17 protein-coding genes and 2 riboswitches are annotated in these 14,182 nt (G+C 72.7%); of the genes, 10 read left to right on the forward strand and 7 right to left on the reverse strand.

The annotated features are described in order from the left end of the window. Positions 1 to 89: 89 nt before the first annotated feature. The 3 genes from ACQBJO_RS16410 (at position 90) to ACQBJO_RS16420 (ending at position 1,671) form a co-directional block, all read left to right on the forward strand. On the forward strand, positions 90 to 509 hold the full coding sequence (locus tag ACQBJO_RS16410; protein ID WP_421007843.1) for an ankyrin repeat domain-containing protein: 420 nt from the start codon (positions 90 to 92) through the stop codon (positions 507 to 509). Between the two features lie 311 nt (positions 510 to 820). Then, positions 821 to 1,180, forward strand: coding sequence for a hypothetical protein (locus tag ACQBJO_RS16415; RefSeq protein ID WP_421007842.1), 360 nt, complete (start codon positions 821 to 823; stop codon positions 1,178 to 1,180). Positions 1,181 to 1,209: 29 nt separating this feature from the next. Continuing rightward, complete coding sequence (locus ACQBJO_RS16420) at positions 1,210 to 1,671, forward strand: pyridoxamine 5'-phosphate oxidase family protein (RefSeq protein ID WP_421007841.1); 462 nt, start codon at positions 1,210 to 1,212, stop codon at positions 1,669 to 1,671. A gap of 58 nt (positions 1,672 to 1,729) precedes the next feature. On the opposite strand, the gene ACQBJO_RS16425 is transcribed toward ACQBJO_RS16420, so the two are convergent. Both ACQBJO_RS16425 and ACQBJO_RS16430 read right to left on the reverse strand, forming a co-directional pair. Further along, positions 1,730 to 1,954 (reverse strand): hypothetical protein, encoded by a 225-nt coding sequence (locus ACQBJO_RS16425; RefSeq protein WP_421007840.1) that lies wholly within the window; start codon positions 1,952 to 1,954, stop codon positions 1,730 to 1,732. A gap of 26 nt (positions 1,955 to 1,980) precedes the next feature. Further along, positions 1,981 to 3,351, reverse strand: a complete 1,371-nt coding sequence (locus tag ACQBJO_RS16430) for an MBL fold metallo-hydrolase (protein ID WP_421007839.1) — start codon at positions 3,349 to 3,351, stop codon at positions 1,981 to 1,983. A gap of 74 nt (positions 3,352 to 3,425) precedes the next feature. Here ACQBJO_RS16430 and ACQBJO_RS16435 point away from each other — a divergent pair, with 74 nt between their 5' ends. Together ACQBJO_RS16435 and ACQBJO_RS16440 are read left to right on the forward strand one after the other, a co-directional pair. Next, complete coding sequence (locus ACQBJO_RS16435) at positions 3,426 to 3,827, forward strand: DUF302 domain-containing protein (protein WP_421007838.1); 402 nt, start codon at positions 3,426 to 3,428, stop codon at positions 3,825 to 3,827. 25 nt (positions 3,828 to 3,852) lie between these two features. Continuing rightward, positions 3,853 to 4,119 carry a metal-sensitive transcriptional regulator gene (locus tag ACQBJO_RS16440; RefSeq protein ID WP_007923848.1) on the forward strand — a complete coding sequence of 89 codons (267 nt, stop codon included), beginning with the start codon at positions 3,853 to 3,855 and terminating at the stop codon, positions 4,117 to 4,119. Here ACQBJO_RS16440 and ACQBJO_RS16445 read toward each other — a convergent pair. Next, entirely contained in the window at positions 4,106 to 4,600 is a 495-nt protein-coding gene (locus ACQBJO_RS16445; RefSeq protein WP_255184755.1) for a hypothetical protein, read from the reverse strand. The two genes, ACQBJO_RS16440 and ACQBJO_RS16445, sit on opposite strands and share 14 nt — an antisense overlap. Positions 4,601 to 4,725: 125 nt before the next feature. On the opposite strand from ACQBJO_RS16445, the gene ACQBJO_RS16450 reads away from it, so the two are divergent. Continuing rightward, positions 4,726 to 5,712: a WXG100 family type VII secretion target gene (locus ACQBJO_RS16450; protein WP_421007837.1), complete on the forward strand. Its 987-nt coding sequence runs from the start codon at positions 4,726 to 4,728 to the stop codon at positions 5,710 to 5,712. Positions 5,713 to 5,715: 3 nt separating this feature from the next. Here ACQBJO_RS16450 and ACQBJO_RS16455 read toward each other — a convergent pair whose 3' ends face one another. Together ACQBJO_RS16455 and ACQBJO_RS16460 are read right to left on the reverse strand one after the other, a co-directional pair. After that, positions 5,716 to 6,675 carry a GNAT family N-acetyltransferase gene (locus ACQBJO_RS16455; RefSeq protein WP_421007836.1) on the reverse strand — a complete coding sequence of 320 codons (960 nt, stop codon included), beginning with the start codon at positions 6,673 to 6,675 and terminating at the stop codon, positions 5,716 to 5,718. Then, on the reverse strand, positions 6,672 to 7,181 hold the full coding sequence (locus ACQBJO_RS16460) for a DUF4919 domain-containing protein (RefSeq protein WP_421007835.1): 510 nt from the start codon (positions 7,179 to 7,181) through the stop codon (positions 6,672 to 6,674). Before ACQBJO_RS16460 ends, ACQBJO_RS16455 begins: the two co-directional genes overlap by 4 nt. Positions 7,182 to 7,318: 137 nt before the next feature. Here ACQBJO_RS16460 and ACQBJO_RS16465 point away from each other — a divergent pair, with 137 nt between their 5' ends. From ACQBJO_RS16465 to ACQBJO_RS16480, 4 genes are all read left to right on the forward strand, one after another. Then, positions 7,319 to 7,990, forward strand: coding sequence for a GTP pyrophosphokinase (locus tag ACQBJO_RS16465; RefSeq protein ID WP_421007834.1), 672 nt, complete (start codon positions 7,319 to 7,321; stop codon positions 7,988 to 7,990). A gap of 152 nt (positions 7,991 to 8,142) precedes the next feature. After that, positions 8,143 to 8,325, forward strand: a riboswitch (cyclic di-AMP (ydaO/yuaA leader). Then, on the forward strand, positions 8,322 to 9,098 hold the full coding sequence (locus tag ACQBJO_RS16470; RefSeq protein ID WP_421007833.1) for an NlpC/P60 family protein: 777 nt from the start codon (positions 8,322 to 8,324) through the stop codon (positions 9,096 to 9,098). It overlaps the preceding riboswitch by 4 nt. Positions 9,099 to 9,261: 163 nt before the next feature. Further along, positions 9,262 to 9,450: riboswitch (cyclic di-AMP (ydaO/yuaA leader) on the forward strand. Further along, positions 9,447 to 10,295: a C40 family peptidase gene (locus tag ACQBJO_RS16475; protein WP_421007832.1), complete on the forward strand. Its 849-nt coding sequence runs from the start codon at positions 9,447 to 9,449 to the stop codon at positions 10,293 to 10,295. (Overlaps the previous riboswitch by 4 nt.) A gap of 141 nt (positions 10,296 to 10,436) precedes the next feature. Continuing rightward, the gene (locus ACQBJO_RS16480) at positions 10,437 to 12,176 is read left to right on the forward strand and encodes an AMP-dependent synthetase/ligase (RefSeq protein WP_421007831.1); all 1,740 of its coding nucleotides are present in this window, start codon (positions 10,437 to 10,439) and stop codon (positions 12,174 to 12,176) included. Between the two features lie 32 nt (positions 12,177 to 12,208). Here the strand turns inward: ACQBJO_RS16480 and ACQBJO_RS16485 are convergent, their stop codons facing one another. Together ACQBJO_RS16485 and ACQBJO_RS16490 are read right to left on the reverse strand one after the other, a co-directional pair. Further along, a complete protein-coding gene (locus tag ACQBJO_RS16485) occupies positions 12,209 to 12,790 on the reverse strand; it encodes a class F sortase (RefSeq protein WP_255184761.1) in 582 nt (193 codons plus the stop codon). 141 nt (positions 12,791 to 12,931) lie between these two features. Next, complete coding sequence (locus ACQBJO_RS16490; protein ID WP_421007830.1) at positions 12,932 to 14,044, reverse strand: excalibur calcium-binding domain-containing protein; 1,113 nt, start codon at positions 14,042 to 14,044, stop codon at positions 12,932 to 12,934. Between the last annotated feature and the right edge of the window lie 138 nt (positions 14,045 to 14,182).

The following is a 14,182-nucleotide window of genomic DNA, read 5'->3' on the forward strand; positions in this document are numbered from 1 at the left end:
GTTAATACCCCTGGGGGTATACATGCAAGGCGCGGACACTCCGGGCCCGATGGCGCGCGTCGGGCACCTCTGTCGACCACACTGCGACGATGACCGAGCACTCCGACCCGCACCCGGGGGAGCCCTCCGAGGAGACCGTCGAGCTGGCCCACCAGCTCCTCGACTGGGCCCGCGAAGGGCAGGCCGAGCGGGTGGCCGCCTACGTCGACGCCGGCGCACCGGTCGACCTCGCCGGGCCGGACGGCAACACCCTCCTCATGCTGGCGGCCTACCACGGGCACGCCGCCCTCGTGCGGGCCCTCGCGGAGCGGGGTGCCGACGTCAACCGGCTCAACGACCGCGGTCAGGCGCCCGTGGCCGGTGCCGTCTTCAAGGGCGAGGCCGACGTGGTCGACGCCCTCCTCGAGCACGGCGCCGACCTCGATGCCGGCCACCCGACCGCTCGGGAGACGGCCGCGATGTTCGAGCGGACCGATCTGCTGCCGCCGAGCCGACCAGCGGAACCGTAGGGTCTCCACCATGTTCTCCGACACGACACGACGCGTCCTCGCGATCATCCTCGCCGTGGCCATGGTCGGAAGCCTCGCCACCGGCCTGCTCGTCACGGCCTTCGCCTGAGCGCCGCTCACGGGCGCACTGACGGGGCAGGGCACGTGGATCGCGACCTCCGCGCCTGGCTCACGGTGCTGGGCGTCGCCGCGATCTCTGGGGGCGCGTCGCGCTGCTCGTCGTCCCCGCCGGCGCCCTCCTGGTGCTGCGCACCCCTTCCCGCGAGCCGCGCTCCGGCCATAACATGAGGTGATCGACGAAGGAGCCCGCGATGCCCGACGATCGCCGCCCCGACGGGCTGAGCAGGTGCTCGATCCACGTGTGGGAGGACTCCCCTTCGTCGCCCGCGGGCATCGCCCCCGAGCCGGTGACCCGATCGCTCGACCCCGAGCTCACCGCCCGGCTCGACCCCGAGTCCGCAGCCCGCGCATACCTCGAGGGGCACCAGGACGACGCGCTGACCAGCCTCGGTGCCCTGACCCAGCGACTCTCCCGGACGTCGGGCTTCCTCGACGCCCGAGCGGCATCCGTGGCGAGCGCCCGCTCGCTGCTGCGCACACGACCCGCCGCCGAGCGGGAGACCAAGGTCGCGGCGGTCGCCACGGCTTTCGACGCGGTCGGCATCGCCTGACCGTGGACACCGGAGAAGGGACGGCACAGATGGAGTCGACGGACACCGTGGAGACGCTCGAGGCACACACCTGCTGGTCGCTGATGCGGGAGGTCCCGATCGGGCGGCTCGCCGTCGTGGTCGACGGTCACCCGGAGATCTTCCCGGTCAACATCGTGGTCGACCAGGGCAGCGTCGTCCTCCGCACCGGCGAGGGGACGAAGGCCCACGCGGCGATGAGCGACGCCCCGGTGGCCATCGAGGCGGACGGCTTCGACCCCGAGACGGGGCGCGCGTGGAGCGTCGTGGTCAAGGGGCGCGCCCACACGATCACCGACGTGGAGGCGGTGATCGACAGCGCCGACCTCCCGCTCGAGCCGTGGCAGGCCGGCCGCAAGGACCGCTTCGTCCGGGTGCGCGCCGACGAGGTCACCGGCCGGCGCTTCCCGGTCGCGGACGCCTCCGTCTGGCGCACGCCGGCCTCGGGCGGGACGCGTGCGGCGATGGAGTAGCCGCGCGAAGGGGAGGCCAGCGGGCCTCCCCTTCGCGCCCGGGTCGGCTGGGCCCGGGTCAGCCGCGGCCGAAGAGGCGACCGAGCATCGACGGCACCGACTGTTCGGCCTGTCCGGACTGACCGGACTGACCGGAATGACCGGACGCGCTCGACGAGCGCTGCTGGTCGTGACCGGCGCACCGGTCGGCGCGCGGGACGCCGGCCATCACCTGGTCGACATGCTGGCCGCAGCCGGCCCAGGTGGTCTTGCCGCAGACGCGGCACTTCGCTTGACGGCACATGGAGGGTCTCCTCGGGTCTCGGGTGATCAGTCGGTGATGGGCAGGCCGGCGGCGCCGGCGTTGTCGAAGGCGTCGTCGACGAGGACGACGCGGTGACCTCGGGCGGAGAGGAGCGACGCGGCGATCGAGGCCCGGTAGCCGCTGCCGCAGTGGACCCACAGCTCGCGCTGGGGGATCTCGTCGAACCGGTCGAGCAGCTCGCCGATGGGCACGTTCTGCGCGCCCTCGACATGACCGTCCGCGTACTCCCCGGCGAGGCGCACGTCGAGGACGTGCACGGGCCGGTGGTGGCGCACCTGGGACAGGTCGGCGAAGGCCGCGGTCTCCAACGTCTCCAGCGGCCGGTCGGTCCAGTCCTGTGGTGGACCCGTGGCGGCACCGGCGATCCGGTCCAGACCGATCCGGGCCATCTCCCGCTGGGCCTCGGCGACCTGCTCGGAGGTCTCACCGAGCAGCGTGACCCGCGCCTCCCAGGGGATGAGCCACCCGAGGTAGGTGGAGAACTGCCCGTCCAGCCCGAAGCTCAGCGTCCCGGCCACGTGTCCGGCCGCGAAGGCCGTGCGGGTGCGCAGGTCCACGACCCACTCCCCGGCGTCGATGCGCTGGGCGAGGGTGTCCTTGTCGGCCCGCTCGGGGGCGCTCAGGTCGGCTGCGTCGGGCCCCGCGGCGTTGGCCGGGCTCATGTGGACGTAGTAGGCCGGGTAGGCGTCCAGGCCCGCGAGGGTGTCGGCCACCCACTGCTCCTCGGTCTGGGTGAGCGCCGGGTTGCGCCGCTTCTCCTCGGCGATCGTCGACTCCGTCGCTCCGCCGGTGGACCCGGCCGAGCAGAAGGAGCCGAAGCCATGGGTCGGCAGCACCTCGGCGGACTCGGACAGCTCGTCGACGAGACGGTGGATCGAGGCGAACTGGTGGCGCACGAGATTGCCGGTGTGGTCCCGGCCGAGCAGGTCCGGGCGACCAGCGGCCCCGAAGAGCAACGACCCGCCGGTGAAGACGGCCGAGTCGGTGGCGCCGGAGTCGGTGGCGCTCTCCATCGCGTAGGAGAGGTGGGTGAAGGTGTGACCAGGGGTCGCGATGGCCCGCACCCGCATCACCGGGGAGACCTCCACGACGTCGCCGTCGCGAATCGGCTCGCGGCCGAAGGAGACCTCGTCCTCGGCGTTGACGTGGTAGCGGGCACCGAGGCGGCGTGCCAGCGCCAGCCCCCCGGTTACGTAGTCGTTGTGAATGTGCGTCTCGAAGACGTCGGTGATCCGCACGCCGGCCTCGTCGGCAGCCGCGAGGACGCGGTCGATGTCTCGCTGGGGGTCGACGACGAAGGCGACGTCGCCGTCATGGGCGAGGTAGGAACGGTCGCCCAGGCTCGGGGTCTCGATGGTGATGATCGTGGGCTCCATGGGTGACAAATTAATACCCCTAGGGGTATGCTGTCAACAGTGGCCCGCCCGGCCACGGACCGAAGGGAGATGACATGCAGTACGGCATCAGCACCACTGTGGACGCACCGTTCGACGAGGCGCTCACCGCCACCCGCGAGGCGCTGGCCGAGCAGGGCTTCGGTGTCCTCACCGAGATCGACCTCGCCGGCACGCTCAAGGCGAAGGTCGACGCCGACCTCGCCCCCTACGTCATCCTCGGTGCCTGCCGCCCCCAGCTGGCGCAGCAGGCGGTGGCCCACGAGCCCTCGATCGGGCTCCTGCTGCCGTGCAATGTCGTCGTGCGCGCCGACGGCGACGCCCGCACCGTCGTCGAGGCCCTCGACCCCGACATGATGGTCGGGGTCACGGACAATGAGCAGCTGCAGGACGTCGCAGCCGACGCCCGCACCCGCCTCGACACCGCTCTGGCCTCGCTGCCGAGCAGGGTCTCCTGACCCACCAACCCCGAAGGAGAGAGACATGGTCACCCTCGACATGGAGGACATGGGCCCGGTCGTCAACCGACTGCGCCGCGCCCAGGGTCAGATCGGCGGCGTCATCCGCCTCATCGAGGAGGGGCGCGACTGCAAGGAGGTCGTGACCCAGCTCGCCGCAGCGAGCCGCGCCCTTGACCGCGCGGGCTTCGCCATCGTCTCCTCGGGCCTGCGGGAGTGCCTCTCCTCGCCCGACGGGGTCGACGAGGACGACCGCGCCGCGATGGAAAAGCTCTTCCTCACCCTCGCCTGACGCCCGGCGGCGGGGGCGGCTGCCCGGGCGGGGGTCCCCCCGTCGCCGGAGGGTGCGAGGAGGCCTGTGCCGCAGCCGGATCCGCTGCCTGCCAGGGGACCAGACCGCGACGCAGCCCCTCGGCGATGTGCTCGATCGCCCGCCCGCTCTGCTGCCAGTCACCGGCCTCGGTCTCCCACGCGAACTCCCAGCCGTCCCGCACCTCGACGTGCCAGTGCCGGCCGAAGACCATCCGGCCGAGCAGGGCGAAGGGGAGGACGAGCAGCAGGAGCAGCATCTCGAGGGCCACGACGATCGACAGGATGACGAAGGGGATGATCAGGATCAGCAGGAAGACACCGATGATCGCGCTGATCGGGTCGTCGCCGAGTCCGCCGCCGGTCGGCACGTCGGCCCAGTCCCCGACGCGGCTCTTGCGCCGCCACGGCATCCACCGCCGCGACACCCGCCACGTGCGGCCCCTGGGGTCGACGACCTTCATGACACTCCCTCCGTCCGGTCGGACCCACCCTGCCAGTGGAGGTGGCCTGCCGCGGTGGGGAGCGCTCCCCATCGAGGACGGTCGCGGTGGCTCGATAGCGTCGGTCACGGACGAAGGGAGCGGACGTGGCCGTGACGCAGGGCGGGGACCCGCAGCGGATGCGCGAGGTGAGCGAGCAGCTCGCCGACAGTGCGGAGCACCTCCAGGGCATCACCCATCGGGGCACCGGGCTGCTGGCAACACTGCTCGCGAACTGGTCGGGCCTCGACGCGCAGGGCTTCGCGCACGCGTGGCCCGACGCCCAGTCCGCCCTGGTCCGGGCGGAGGCGACGTGCCGCGCGATGGCGACCGGCCTGCAGCAGCAGGCCGACGAGCAGGAGCGTGCGAGCGCGGGGCGCACCGGGGCGATCGCGGGCGTGAGCGCGGGGCGTGCGCTCGGCACGGGATCGCCCGACGCCCTGGCCGGGCTGCGGGCGCCGATCGTCACCGGCCTGACCGATCTGCCCCTGACCAACGAGCTCACCGCGCCGGCCGCACCGCCGCCGCCCGCCGACGACCCGCTCGAGGGGCAGCTCGGCGAGATCCCGCCCGAGGTCGCGGCGCAGTGGGAGACCTACACGGACGACGAGCGTCGAGCGATCCTCGAGCAGATGGTCCTCGAGCAGGCGGAGGAGTACGGCATCGAGCCGCCACCGATCGTCACCTTCAAGAACACGAAGGACCTGGCCGGCGAGTACTACGACCCCAACCTGTGGAACGGCGGTCGCGGCCGGGTCGTCATCGACGACACCAACCTCGCCGACCCCGACGTGCTCAACACCGCGTCGCACGAGACCCGCCACGCCATGCAGCAGCAGGCCGTGGAGGATGGCACGACGAGCTGGTGGGAGGACTGGCGCGGCGTCGAGCCGACGTACGACAACGGGGTGACGCCCGAAGAGGTGGAGGCCTGGCACGAGAACCAAGGCGACTACACCGAGTGGGACGAGGACCCGCAGGGATATGTCGACCAGCCGCTCGAGGCCGATGCCTTCGAGGAGGAGCGTCGCCGAGCCGAGGAGCTCACCCCCGAGGAGCTCGACCGACTGCTCGAGGCCTCCGAGTCCGGCTGACCCTCACGCCTCCCGGGCGACGAGCCAGCGCAGCAGCGGCGCGACGTCGTCAGGCAGCGGTTCGTCGCTGGCCGTCCAGCGGACCTCGTCGATCTCCCCGGCCGGGTGCACGACCGGCCCCGTGACGTCCGACAGGTGCGGGTGGCGGAAGACGCTCGCGATGAGCGGTCGCCCCGCCTCGTTGGCGGCCGCGGTCCGGTGGACGGCGACGAGCTCGAGCCGCTCCGCGTCGAGCACGAGGCCGAGCTCCTCCTCGACCTCGCGCAGCGCGCACTCCGCGGCGGTCTCGCCCTGCTCGGGCTTGCCGCCGGGGTGCATGAAGGCGGCGGTGCCGCGCTTGCGCACCGTGAGCACCCTCCCCGTGGCATCGCGCAGGTCGACGGCGCTGACGACGATGGCGTCACCCACGTCACGGGGCCGGTCGCTCGCGAGCGCTGCGTACACGAGCGTGTCCGTCCACTCGCCCTTGCTGAAGAGGTCCTGCCGGTGGGTGGCCTCGTGCCGCATGCCGAGGCGCTCGCACAGCGCGGCCGAGGCGAGGTTGCGGGCATCGAGCTCGGCGACGACGCGGTGCACGCCGTGGTGGTCGAAGGCATGGTCGAGGACCGCTGCAGCGGCCTCCGTCGCGAAGCCCTGCCCGGCGACGTCGGGGCGGAAGGACCATCCGACCTCGCGGGTGGCGCCGGTCGCGTCCCTCGCCCACACGGCGACGTCGCCGACGACCCGCCCCTCGTGCTCGACGACGAGTGCCAGCGCCCGCCTCGGTCCGTCGAGGCCGGTCCGCTCGACGCGCTCGGCGATGCGCTCCCGGGCGACCGCCGGGGTCCACGGTGGCTCGAGCAGGTGACGCGCCACCTGCGGGTCGCCGTAGTACGCGAGGCTGGCGTCGAGATCGTCGTGGGTGTAGGGCCGCAGGAGCAGCCGCTCCGTGATGATCGGCAGCAACGGGGCGGGGCCGATCATGCCGGGTCGAGGACGAACCACACGTCCGGACCGTCGACGACCTCGTGCACGTCGACGACCCGACCGTCGACGGTGCGCGTGGCCTGACGGCGGGGGGTCACCCCCTTCGCCCGCATGACGTCGTACTCGTCGGCGACGCGCAGGACGGACCACGGGCGCTCCTGCGTGCCGTCGCCCGTGGCGAGCACGCTCGAGACCGACAGCGTGTGCAGGGTGGCTTCGCGCCGGGCAGCGGCGTCGTCACCCAGCGCCTCGTGGGCTGCGGCGAGCAGGAGGTGGGCCGAGGGGTTGAGGGCGGCACCGGGCATCTTGGCCCGGACCGCGTCGAGCGCCTCGCGGTGTCGGCCGGCCTCGAGCAGCGGGACGGCCTCGCGCAGGTCGACGTCGGGGTCGAAGCCGGCCGACGACCGGACTGCGTGACGCAACGCGGCCAGGTTGTCCGGTGTCTGCTCGCTCAGGTACCTCGTCACGAGCTCTCGCAGGCTCTCGGCGTGGGCTTCGCTCATCGTGGCTCCTCGGGTGGTCCTGCTCCGACCGTATCCGTCGCGGTGGGCGCTGACGCGGCCCGGCCCACTCCCCCTTCGTCCCAGCGCCACGCGCCGACGCACACCTGCCTCTCAGGGGACCTGCCTACGCTGGCCGGGTGACCAGCGCCGCCCAGCCCTCTGGCCTGCCCGAGCTCTCCGACGCGTCCCTGCGCCAGTTCGCGCAGATTCGCGAGGACTTCACCCGGATGATGCTCGGCTACCGCTTCGGCATGGAGCAGGTGGCCACGCGGCTGGAGATCCTGCGCGAGGAGTTCGCCGAGCTGCACCTCGACAACCCGATCGAGCACATCTCCACGCGGGTCAAGAGCCCCGAGTCGATCCTCGAGAAGGCGGCCCGCCAGGAGGTCCCGCTCGAGATCGCGGCGCTGCGCGAGCACATCACCGACATCGCCGGCGTGCGCGTCATCTGCTCCTTCGTCGCCGACGTCTACCGGCTGATGGCGGCGCTCACCGAGCAGGCGGACATCTCCGTGCGCGTGGTCAAGGACTACATCGCCAACCCCAAGCCCAACGGCTACCGGTCGCTGCACGTCATCCTCGAGATCCCGGTCTTCCTCTCGTCGGGGCCCGTCCAGGTGCCGGTGGAGGTGCAGTTCCGCACCGTGGCCATGGACTTCTGGGCGAGCACGGAGCACAAGATCTTCTACAAGTACGAGGGTGACGTGCCCGCCCACCTGCGCCAGCGGATCACGGACGCGGCCGCCACGGCGGCCCGGATGGACGAGGAGATGGCCCAGCTGCACCGGGCCGTCCACGGCACCGACTGAGGCCCCGGTCGGCCGGTCGCACGCCCCGCTCCACGCCCCGCCGACGACGCCGGCACGGCAGGCGCGCCCGGGTCCAGAAAAATCTCCACAGGGCCGTTACCAAACCGTGTCCCGATGCCCTACTCTTCTTTTCGACCCCACACTGCGGGGTCACCACCAGGTCGCCGAGTCCTGCCAGCCGGGTGGTCCCTGAACGCCACGGCAGGAGCGGGGGACCCATTTTTTCGGCCCCAGTGCCTCGGGGTGAAGTCCACGCGGTCGCACGACCGGTGGGCGGGATGCTCATCTCCATCCCAACCCGACAGCTAACTCCGCAGGCGGAGGAGAGACCATGTCGATGTTCTACGCCGGGCGCCACCGCGCCCCGAGCACGAAGACCCCCCAGCGCACCGGCGCCAGCCTGGTGGCCGTCGCCGCCGTCGGCCTCGGCACCGCCGCCGCCACGGCGCCCGCCGCGAGCGCGGCACCCGCCACCGTGAGCGCCCCGTCCGCCGCCTCCATCTCGTCGGCGTCGTCCGCGACGTCGACCGCGAGCTTCTCGGGCCTCGTCCGTCGCGGCGCCCGCGGCTACGTCGTCAAGCAGATCCAGTGGCGCACCGGCGCCAGCGCCGACGGCGTCTTCGGCCCCATGACGGAGTCCGCGGTCAAGCGCTACCAGCGCCGCAACGGCCTCGTCGCCGACGGCATCGTCGGCCCCCGCACCGGCACCAAGATGGGCCTGAGCTCGAGCCGCACCACGACGACCACCTCGCGCACCACGACGCGCACGGTCGCCGGCTCCTCGGTCCTGTCGACGGCGGCCAGCCTCGTCGGCACGCCCTACGTCTACGGCGGCACCTCGCGGTCCGGTTGGGACTGCTCGGGCTTCACCCAGTACGTCTTCGCCCGCCACGGCAAGAGCCTGCCGCGCACGGCCGAGCAGCAGCGTCGCGCCACCACCCGCGTCTACTCCCCGCAGCCCGGCGACCTCGTCTTCTTCGGCGCGCCGGCCTGGCACATGGGCATCTACGCCGGCAACGGCATGATGTACGACGCCGGCAACGCGCGCGTCGACACGACCAAGCGCAAGATCTGGACGAGCAACGTGACCTACGGCCGCGTCCGCTGACCCCAGCACCCCACGACGAAGGGGGCTCCGACCATCACGGTCGGGGCCCCCTTCGTCATTGCTGCCCCTGCGTCATTGGTGCACAACGGGTTTCGCCACCCGCGTTACCATTTCGTGACTATATGACCTATGGTCGAACGCGGTCCCGGCCACTGCCGGGACGCCGTCGAGGACGCCGAGTCCTACCACCTCGACGGGGTACCCCAGCAGCACCGGTAGGAGCGGAGGACCCAACCTCTGGCCACACGGCCTCGGGGTGAAGTCCTACGGCGGGGCATCGCCCGGTCGAAGGGCGGGATGGTCTCCATCCCAACCCGACAGCTAACTCCGCAGGCGAGAGGAGACAGCATGACCATGTTCTACACCGCACGTCACGCCGCCCCCCGCGCCCACCGCTCTGCGGCACAGCGCACGGGCGCCGGCGTCCTCGCCGCCACGGCTCTCGGCCTGGGGGCATCGACGATGACCGCCACGAGCGCGGCAGCCCAGGGCGGCCCCGAGGCTCCGGCCCCGGCCACCTCGCAGACCGCCTCGACCGGCGGCGCGCAGAGCGCCGGCAACTCCGTCGCTCCCAGCGGCTCGACCTCCTTCTCCGACCACGTGCGCGTCGGCGACACCGGCAGCGTCGTCAAGCAGATCCAGGACAAGGTCGGCGTCAGTGCCGACGGCGTCTTCGGGTCCCTGACCGAGCAGGCCGTGAAGAGCTGGCAGGCCAAGAACGGTCTGTCGGCCGACGGCATCGTCGGCCCCGAGACCGGCTCCGCCCTGGGCCTGACCGGCGGCGGCTCCAGCTCGACCGGTGGTGCCCAGTCCGCGGACGGTGGCACCGCCGAGACCGCCCAGGCCTCGGCCAGCGCCCCGGCCTCCGACTCGTCGATCGTCAACACCGCGCGCAGCCTCACCGGCACGCCCTACGTCTACGGCGGCACGACCACCGCGGGCTTCGACTGCTCCGGCTTCGTGCAGTACGTCTACGACAAGGCGGGTAAGGACATCCCGCGCACGACGCAGCAGCAGCAGGCTGCAGCCACCCCGGTCTCCAACCCACAGCCCGGTGACATCGTCTTCTTCGGCAACCCCGCGTACCACAACGGGATCTACGCCGGCGACGGCAAGATCATCGACGCGGGCAACTCCGAGTCGCCGGTGCAGGAGCGCGACATCTGGACCGACGACGTGTCCTACGGCCGCTTCTGAGCGACCACCGCAGGCCGCTCCCGAGCGGCTCGCACGACAGGGCCCCGACCGCCACGGTCGGGGCCTTCGTCGTGCTCGGGAGCCGGAGGCGCGTGAGACACTGGCCCTTTCTACACGCGTAGTCGCCTCAGGAGGTCATCCGTGCCCGCCACCCACGCCACCGGCGAAGCCCTCGAGCTCACCGACCGCGACCTGCTCCCCCTTCGTCCCTGGCGTCGGGCGCAGGAGGACCCGCAGCATCCCTCCTTCAGCCACGTCGTCGACGGCGACTGGCAGACCATCACCGCCGGAGAGCACCTCGAGAGCCTCGTTGCGACGGTCCGGGGACTCGTCGCAAGCGGCGTCGCCGCCGGTGACCGTGTGGCGCTCATGGCCGACACCCGCTATGAGTGGCTGCTGCTCGACGAGGCGATCTGGAACGCCGGGGCCGGCACCGTCCCCGTCTACCCGTCGTCGTCGCGCAGCCAGCTCGAGTGGATCGTCCGCGACTCCGGCGCGCGGGTCCTGCTCGTCGAGACGCCGGCGATGGCACAGCTGGCCACCGGTCTCGACGTCGAGGTCCTCGTCATCGACGACGGCGCCCTCGCCACCCTCGCCGAGCGCGGTCAGACCGTGGCCGACGATGAGGTGCACGCGCGCCGGGACGCAGTGACCTTCGACGGCCTCGCCGGGATCGTCTACACCTCCGGCACCACCGGTCGGCCGAAGGGGGTCGTCCTCACCCACCGGCACCTCGCCGCCGAGGTCGCGGGCTGCCTGGCACACCCGATCGGCGAGGTCGGGGCGCCCGGCCGCCGCATCCTGATGTTCCTGCCGATGGCGCACGTGCTCGCCCGCTCCGTCGCCTACATCGCCGCGCAGTCCGGCGCCACGGTCGGCTTCTGGTCCGACTTCTCGACGATCGTCGAGAAGTTCGGCTCCTTCCGTCCGCACATGGTCGTCGGCGTACCCCGGGTCTTCGAAAAGGTGCACGCCGGCATCCGCGCCAAGGCGGCCGGGCGCCGCGTCTCCGCCGCCGTCTTCGCGAAGGGGGAGCAGGTCGCCATCGACTGGAGCCGGGCCGTGGGCGACGACCCGCGCCCGGGCCGCCCCGGGCTGCGGCTGCGGGTGCTGCACGCGGTCTTCGACCGGCTGCTCTACGCCAAGGTCCGCGCGGCCCTCGGCGGGGAGACGATGTACGAGATCAGCGGCGGCGGGGCGCTCGGCGAGCGCCTCGGCCACTTCTTCCGCGGCGTCGGCGTGCCGATCCACGAGGGCTACGGCCTGACCGAGACCTGCGCGGCGATCACCGTCAACGGGCCCGGCCAGCAGCGTGTCGGCACCGTCGGCCGGCCGCTGCCGGGCAACGAGGTGCGCATCGGCGAGGACGGGGCGATCGAAGTCCGCGGCGCCGTCGTCACCGACGAGTACTGGGGCAACGACGAGGCGACGCGGTCGTCGATCGTCGACGGCTGGTTCGCCACCGGTGACCTCGGCTCGCTCGACGACGAGGGCTATCTGACGATCACCGGCCGGGCCAAGGAGATCATCGTGACCGCGGGCGGCAAGAACGTCGTGCCCGGTCCGCTCGAGGACGTGCTGCGCTCCCACCCGCTCGTCTCCCAGGCGATGGTCGTCGGCGAGGGACGGCCCTTCGTCGCAGCGCTCATCACGCTCGACCCGGAGACGGAGCGCCCCGCCGACCCGCAGGCCGAGCTGCAGGGCGTCGTCGACGAGGCCAACGAGCTGGTCTCCAAGGCCGAGGGGATCAAGAAGTTCGTCGTCCTCGACGACGACTTCACCGAGGAGTCGGGCGAGATGACCGCGACGCAGAAGCTCAGGCGCCACGTCATCGAGACCCAGCGCGCCGAGGCGATCGAGGGGCTCTACGCGAAGCGCTGAGTCGGGGCCCGGACGGGCCCCGCCAAGGCCGCTCAGCTGCTCGCCGGCACCGCCGTGAGCACGACGTTGTCGCGGTAGTGCTGCTCCCCGTCGATCGTCATCACCGGGCCGCCGCACGTGACGAGGGCGAGCTGGCGGGGGCCGTCGACCGCGAAGATCGAGCGGGGCAAGGACACCTTGGAGTAGCTCTGCAGGCTCGTCGTGACGAAGGTCGACCGACGACCCGCGCCGTCGGTGACGTGGACCAGCGCTCCCGGACGGGCGTCACTGAGCCGCGCGAGAGCGCCCGGCGTCCCCGACAGGTCGACGTGCCCCGCGAGCAGGGTCGTGCCCGCGCCCGCGTCGAGCGGGGCGGACCACACGTCGCGACCGACCCGCCACGGCTCCCGCGGGATGTCGAGGGACCCGCCGCTGAACTTCACCCCGTCGAGGCTGGCGTAGATCCCGAGCGAGGGCACGTAGAGGCGCTCGGGCCCCATCCGGTCGGGCGACATGACCAGGCCCTCGCTCGCGCTCGTCGAGGTGCTGGCCGAGGCGCTGGAGGACGAGGTCGAGTCGTCCGGGATCGGGGCGACGGTCGCCGTGCGGGTCGGGTCCGGGGTCGGCGATGCCACCGCGAAGGTGTGGCTGGGGACCGGCGCCGCCGCGGGCTCCTCCCCTCCCGCGAGCGACCACCAGACGAGCCCGGCACCCCCGACGACGAGGGCGAGCGCGAGCAGCAGCAGGGCGAGTCGTCTCAGGGTGCTGCCGCCGGATCAGTCCGCGCGACGGGCGCGCACGGCGACACCGATGCCGCTGAGGAGCAGCAGGCCACCACCGACGAGGCCCAGGGTGTTGGGTCCGGCGACGTCGGGGACACCGGCGTTGATCGTGCGCGCCTGGGTGCGGTCCGCCGCGTCCGAGCCGTCGGTGCCGAAGTAGGTCTCGCACGCGATGCCGTCGTTGTCGGCGTCGAGGCGGTGGGGGTCCATGGCCGGGCCACCGTGGAGGGTGAAGAAGGTCTGCGCCTCCGTCTGGGAGGAGAAGTCGGGGCAGTCCTTGTCAGCGGTCGTGACGGAGGGTGCGGCCGACGAGGCCGACACGGTGACGGACGACCGGCTCGGCGCGGCGGCGGGGGCCTTTGCGGCGGGGACCTTGGCAGCCGGCACCTTGGCAGCCGGCACCTTGGCCGCCGGAGCCTTGGCAGCCGGCACCTTGGCCGCGGGGACCTTGGCCGCGGGGACCTTGGCCGCGGGGACCTTGGCCGCCGGCGCAGCAGGAGCAGCTGCCGGGGCAGCCGCCTGGGGCACAGCAGCCGGGGCGGCCACCTGCGGGGCAGCGGCCGGAGCGGCCTGGGGCGCCACGACCGGTGCCGCCTGCTGGGCGTCCGCAGCCGAGGCCTCCTCGGCAGCGGCGGGGACGGAGCCGTCGGTCTCGCTGTCCTGGGCCGGGGCGTCGTCCGCCGCGTCGGGCGCAACCGCCCCGCACGAGGCGTCGAGGAGCGTGTTGACCGGGGTCGCCCCGTCGGTCCACGCGGCCCGGGCCCAGTCGCGCCCCTCCACGGTCGCGGACGGGTCGGGCTCACCCGCGATCAGCGCGACGGCCATGACGGACGCGTCGCCGCCCTTCGTCACCTCGGACGCCGGCGCGATGACGGCCGTGACGTCGGCGTCGCCGTCGGCCGCCGAGAGCCCGCGAGCGGTGAGCGCCTCGCGCACCGAGCTGACGAGCGCGGCGTCGACGCCCTCGGCGCTCGTCACGGCGAAGGTCGTGCCCGCGTCGCACAGGGTGCTCGGCACGGCGGCCGTCGCCGGTGTGGCGAAGGTCAGCGCGAGGCCTCCCGACATGACGAGTCCGGCGATGGTGGTCCTGGCAATGGTGGTGCGCACGTCTGCTCTCCCCATGACGAAACGGCGAAGGCGCTCCCCCCACGGGCGCGCCGATGGTCGGAAGATATACCCACCCGGGCCGGGCGGGAAGCCCCCTTCGCAAGGTGCTGGCTGACGGTGGCTGCTGGCAGGGTGGGG

Source organism: Janibacter zhangyanbonis (genome assembly GCF_050507325.1).
In the GTDB taxonomy this organism is placed as follows: Bacteria; Actinomycetota; Actinomycetes; order Actinomycetales; family Dermatophilaceae; genus Janibacter.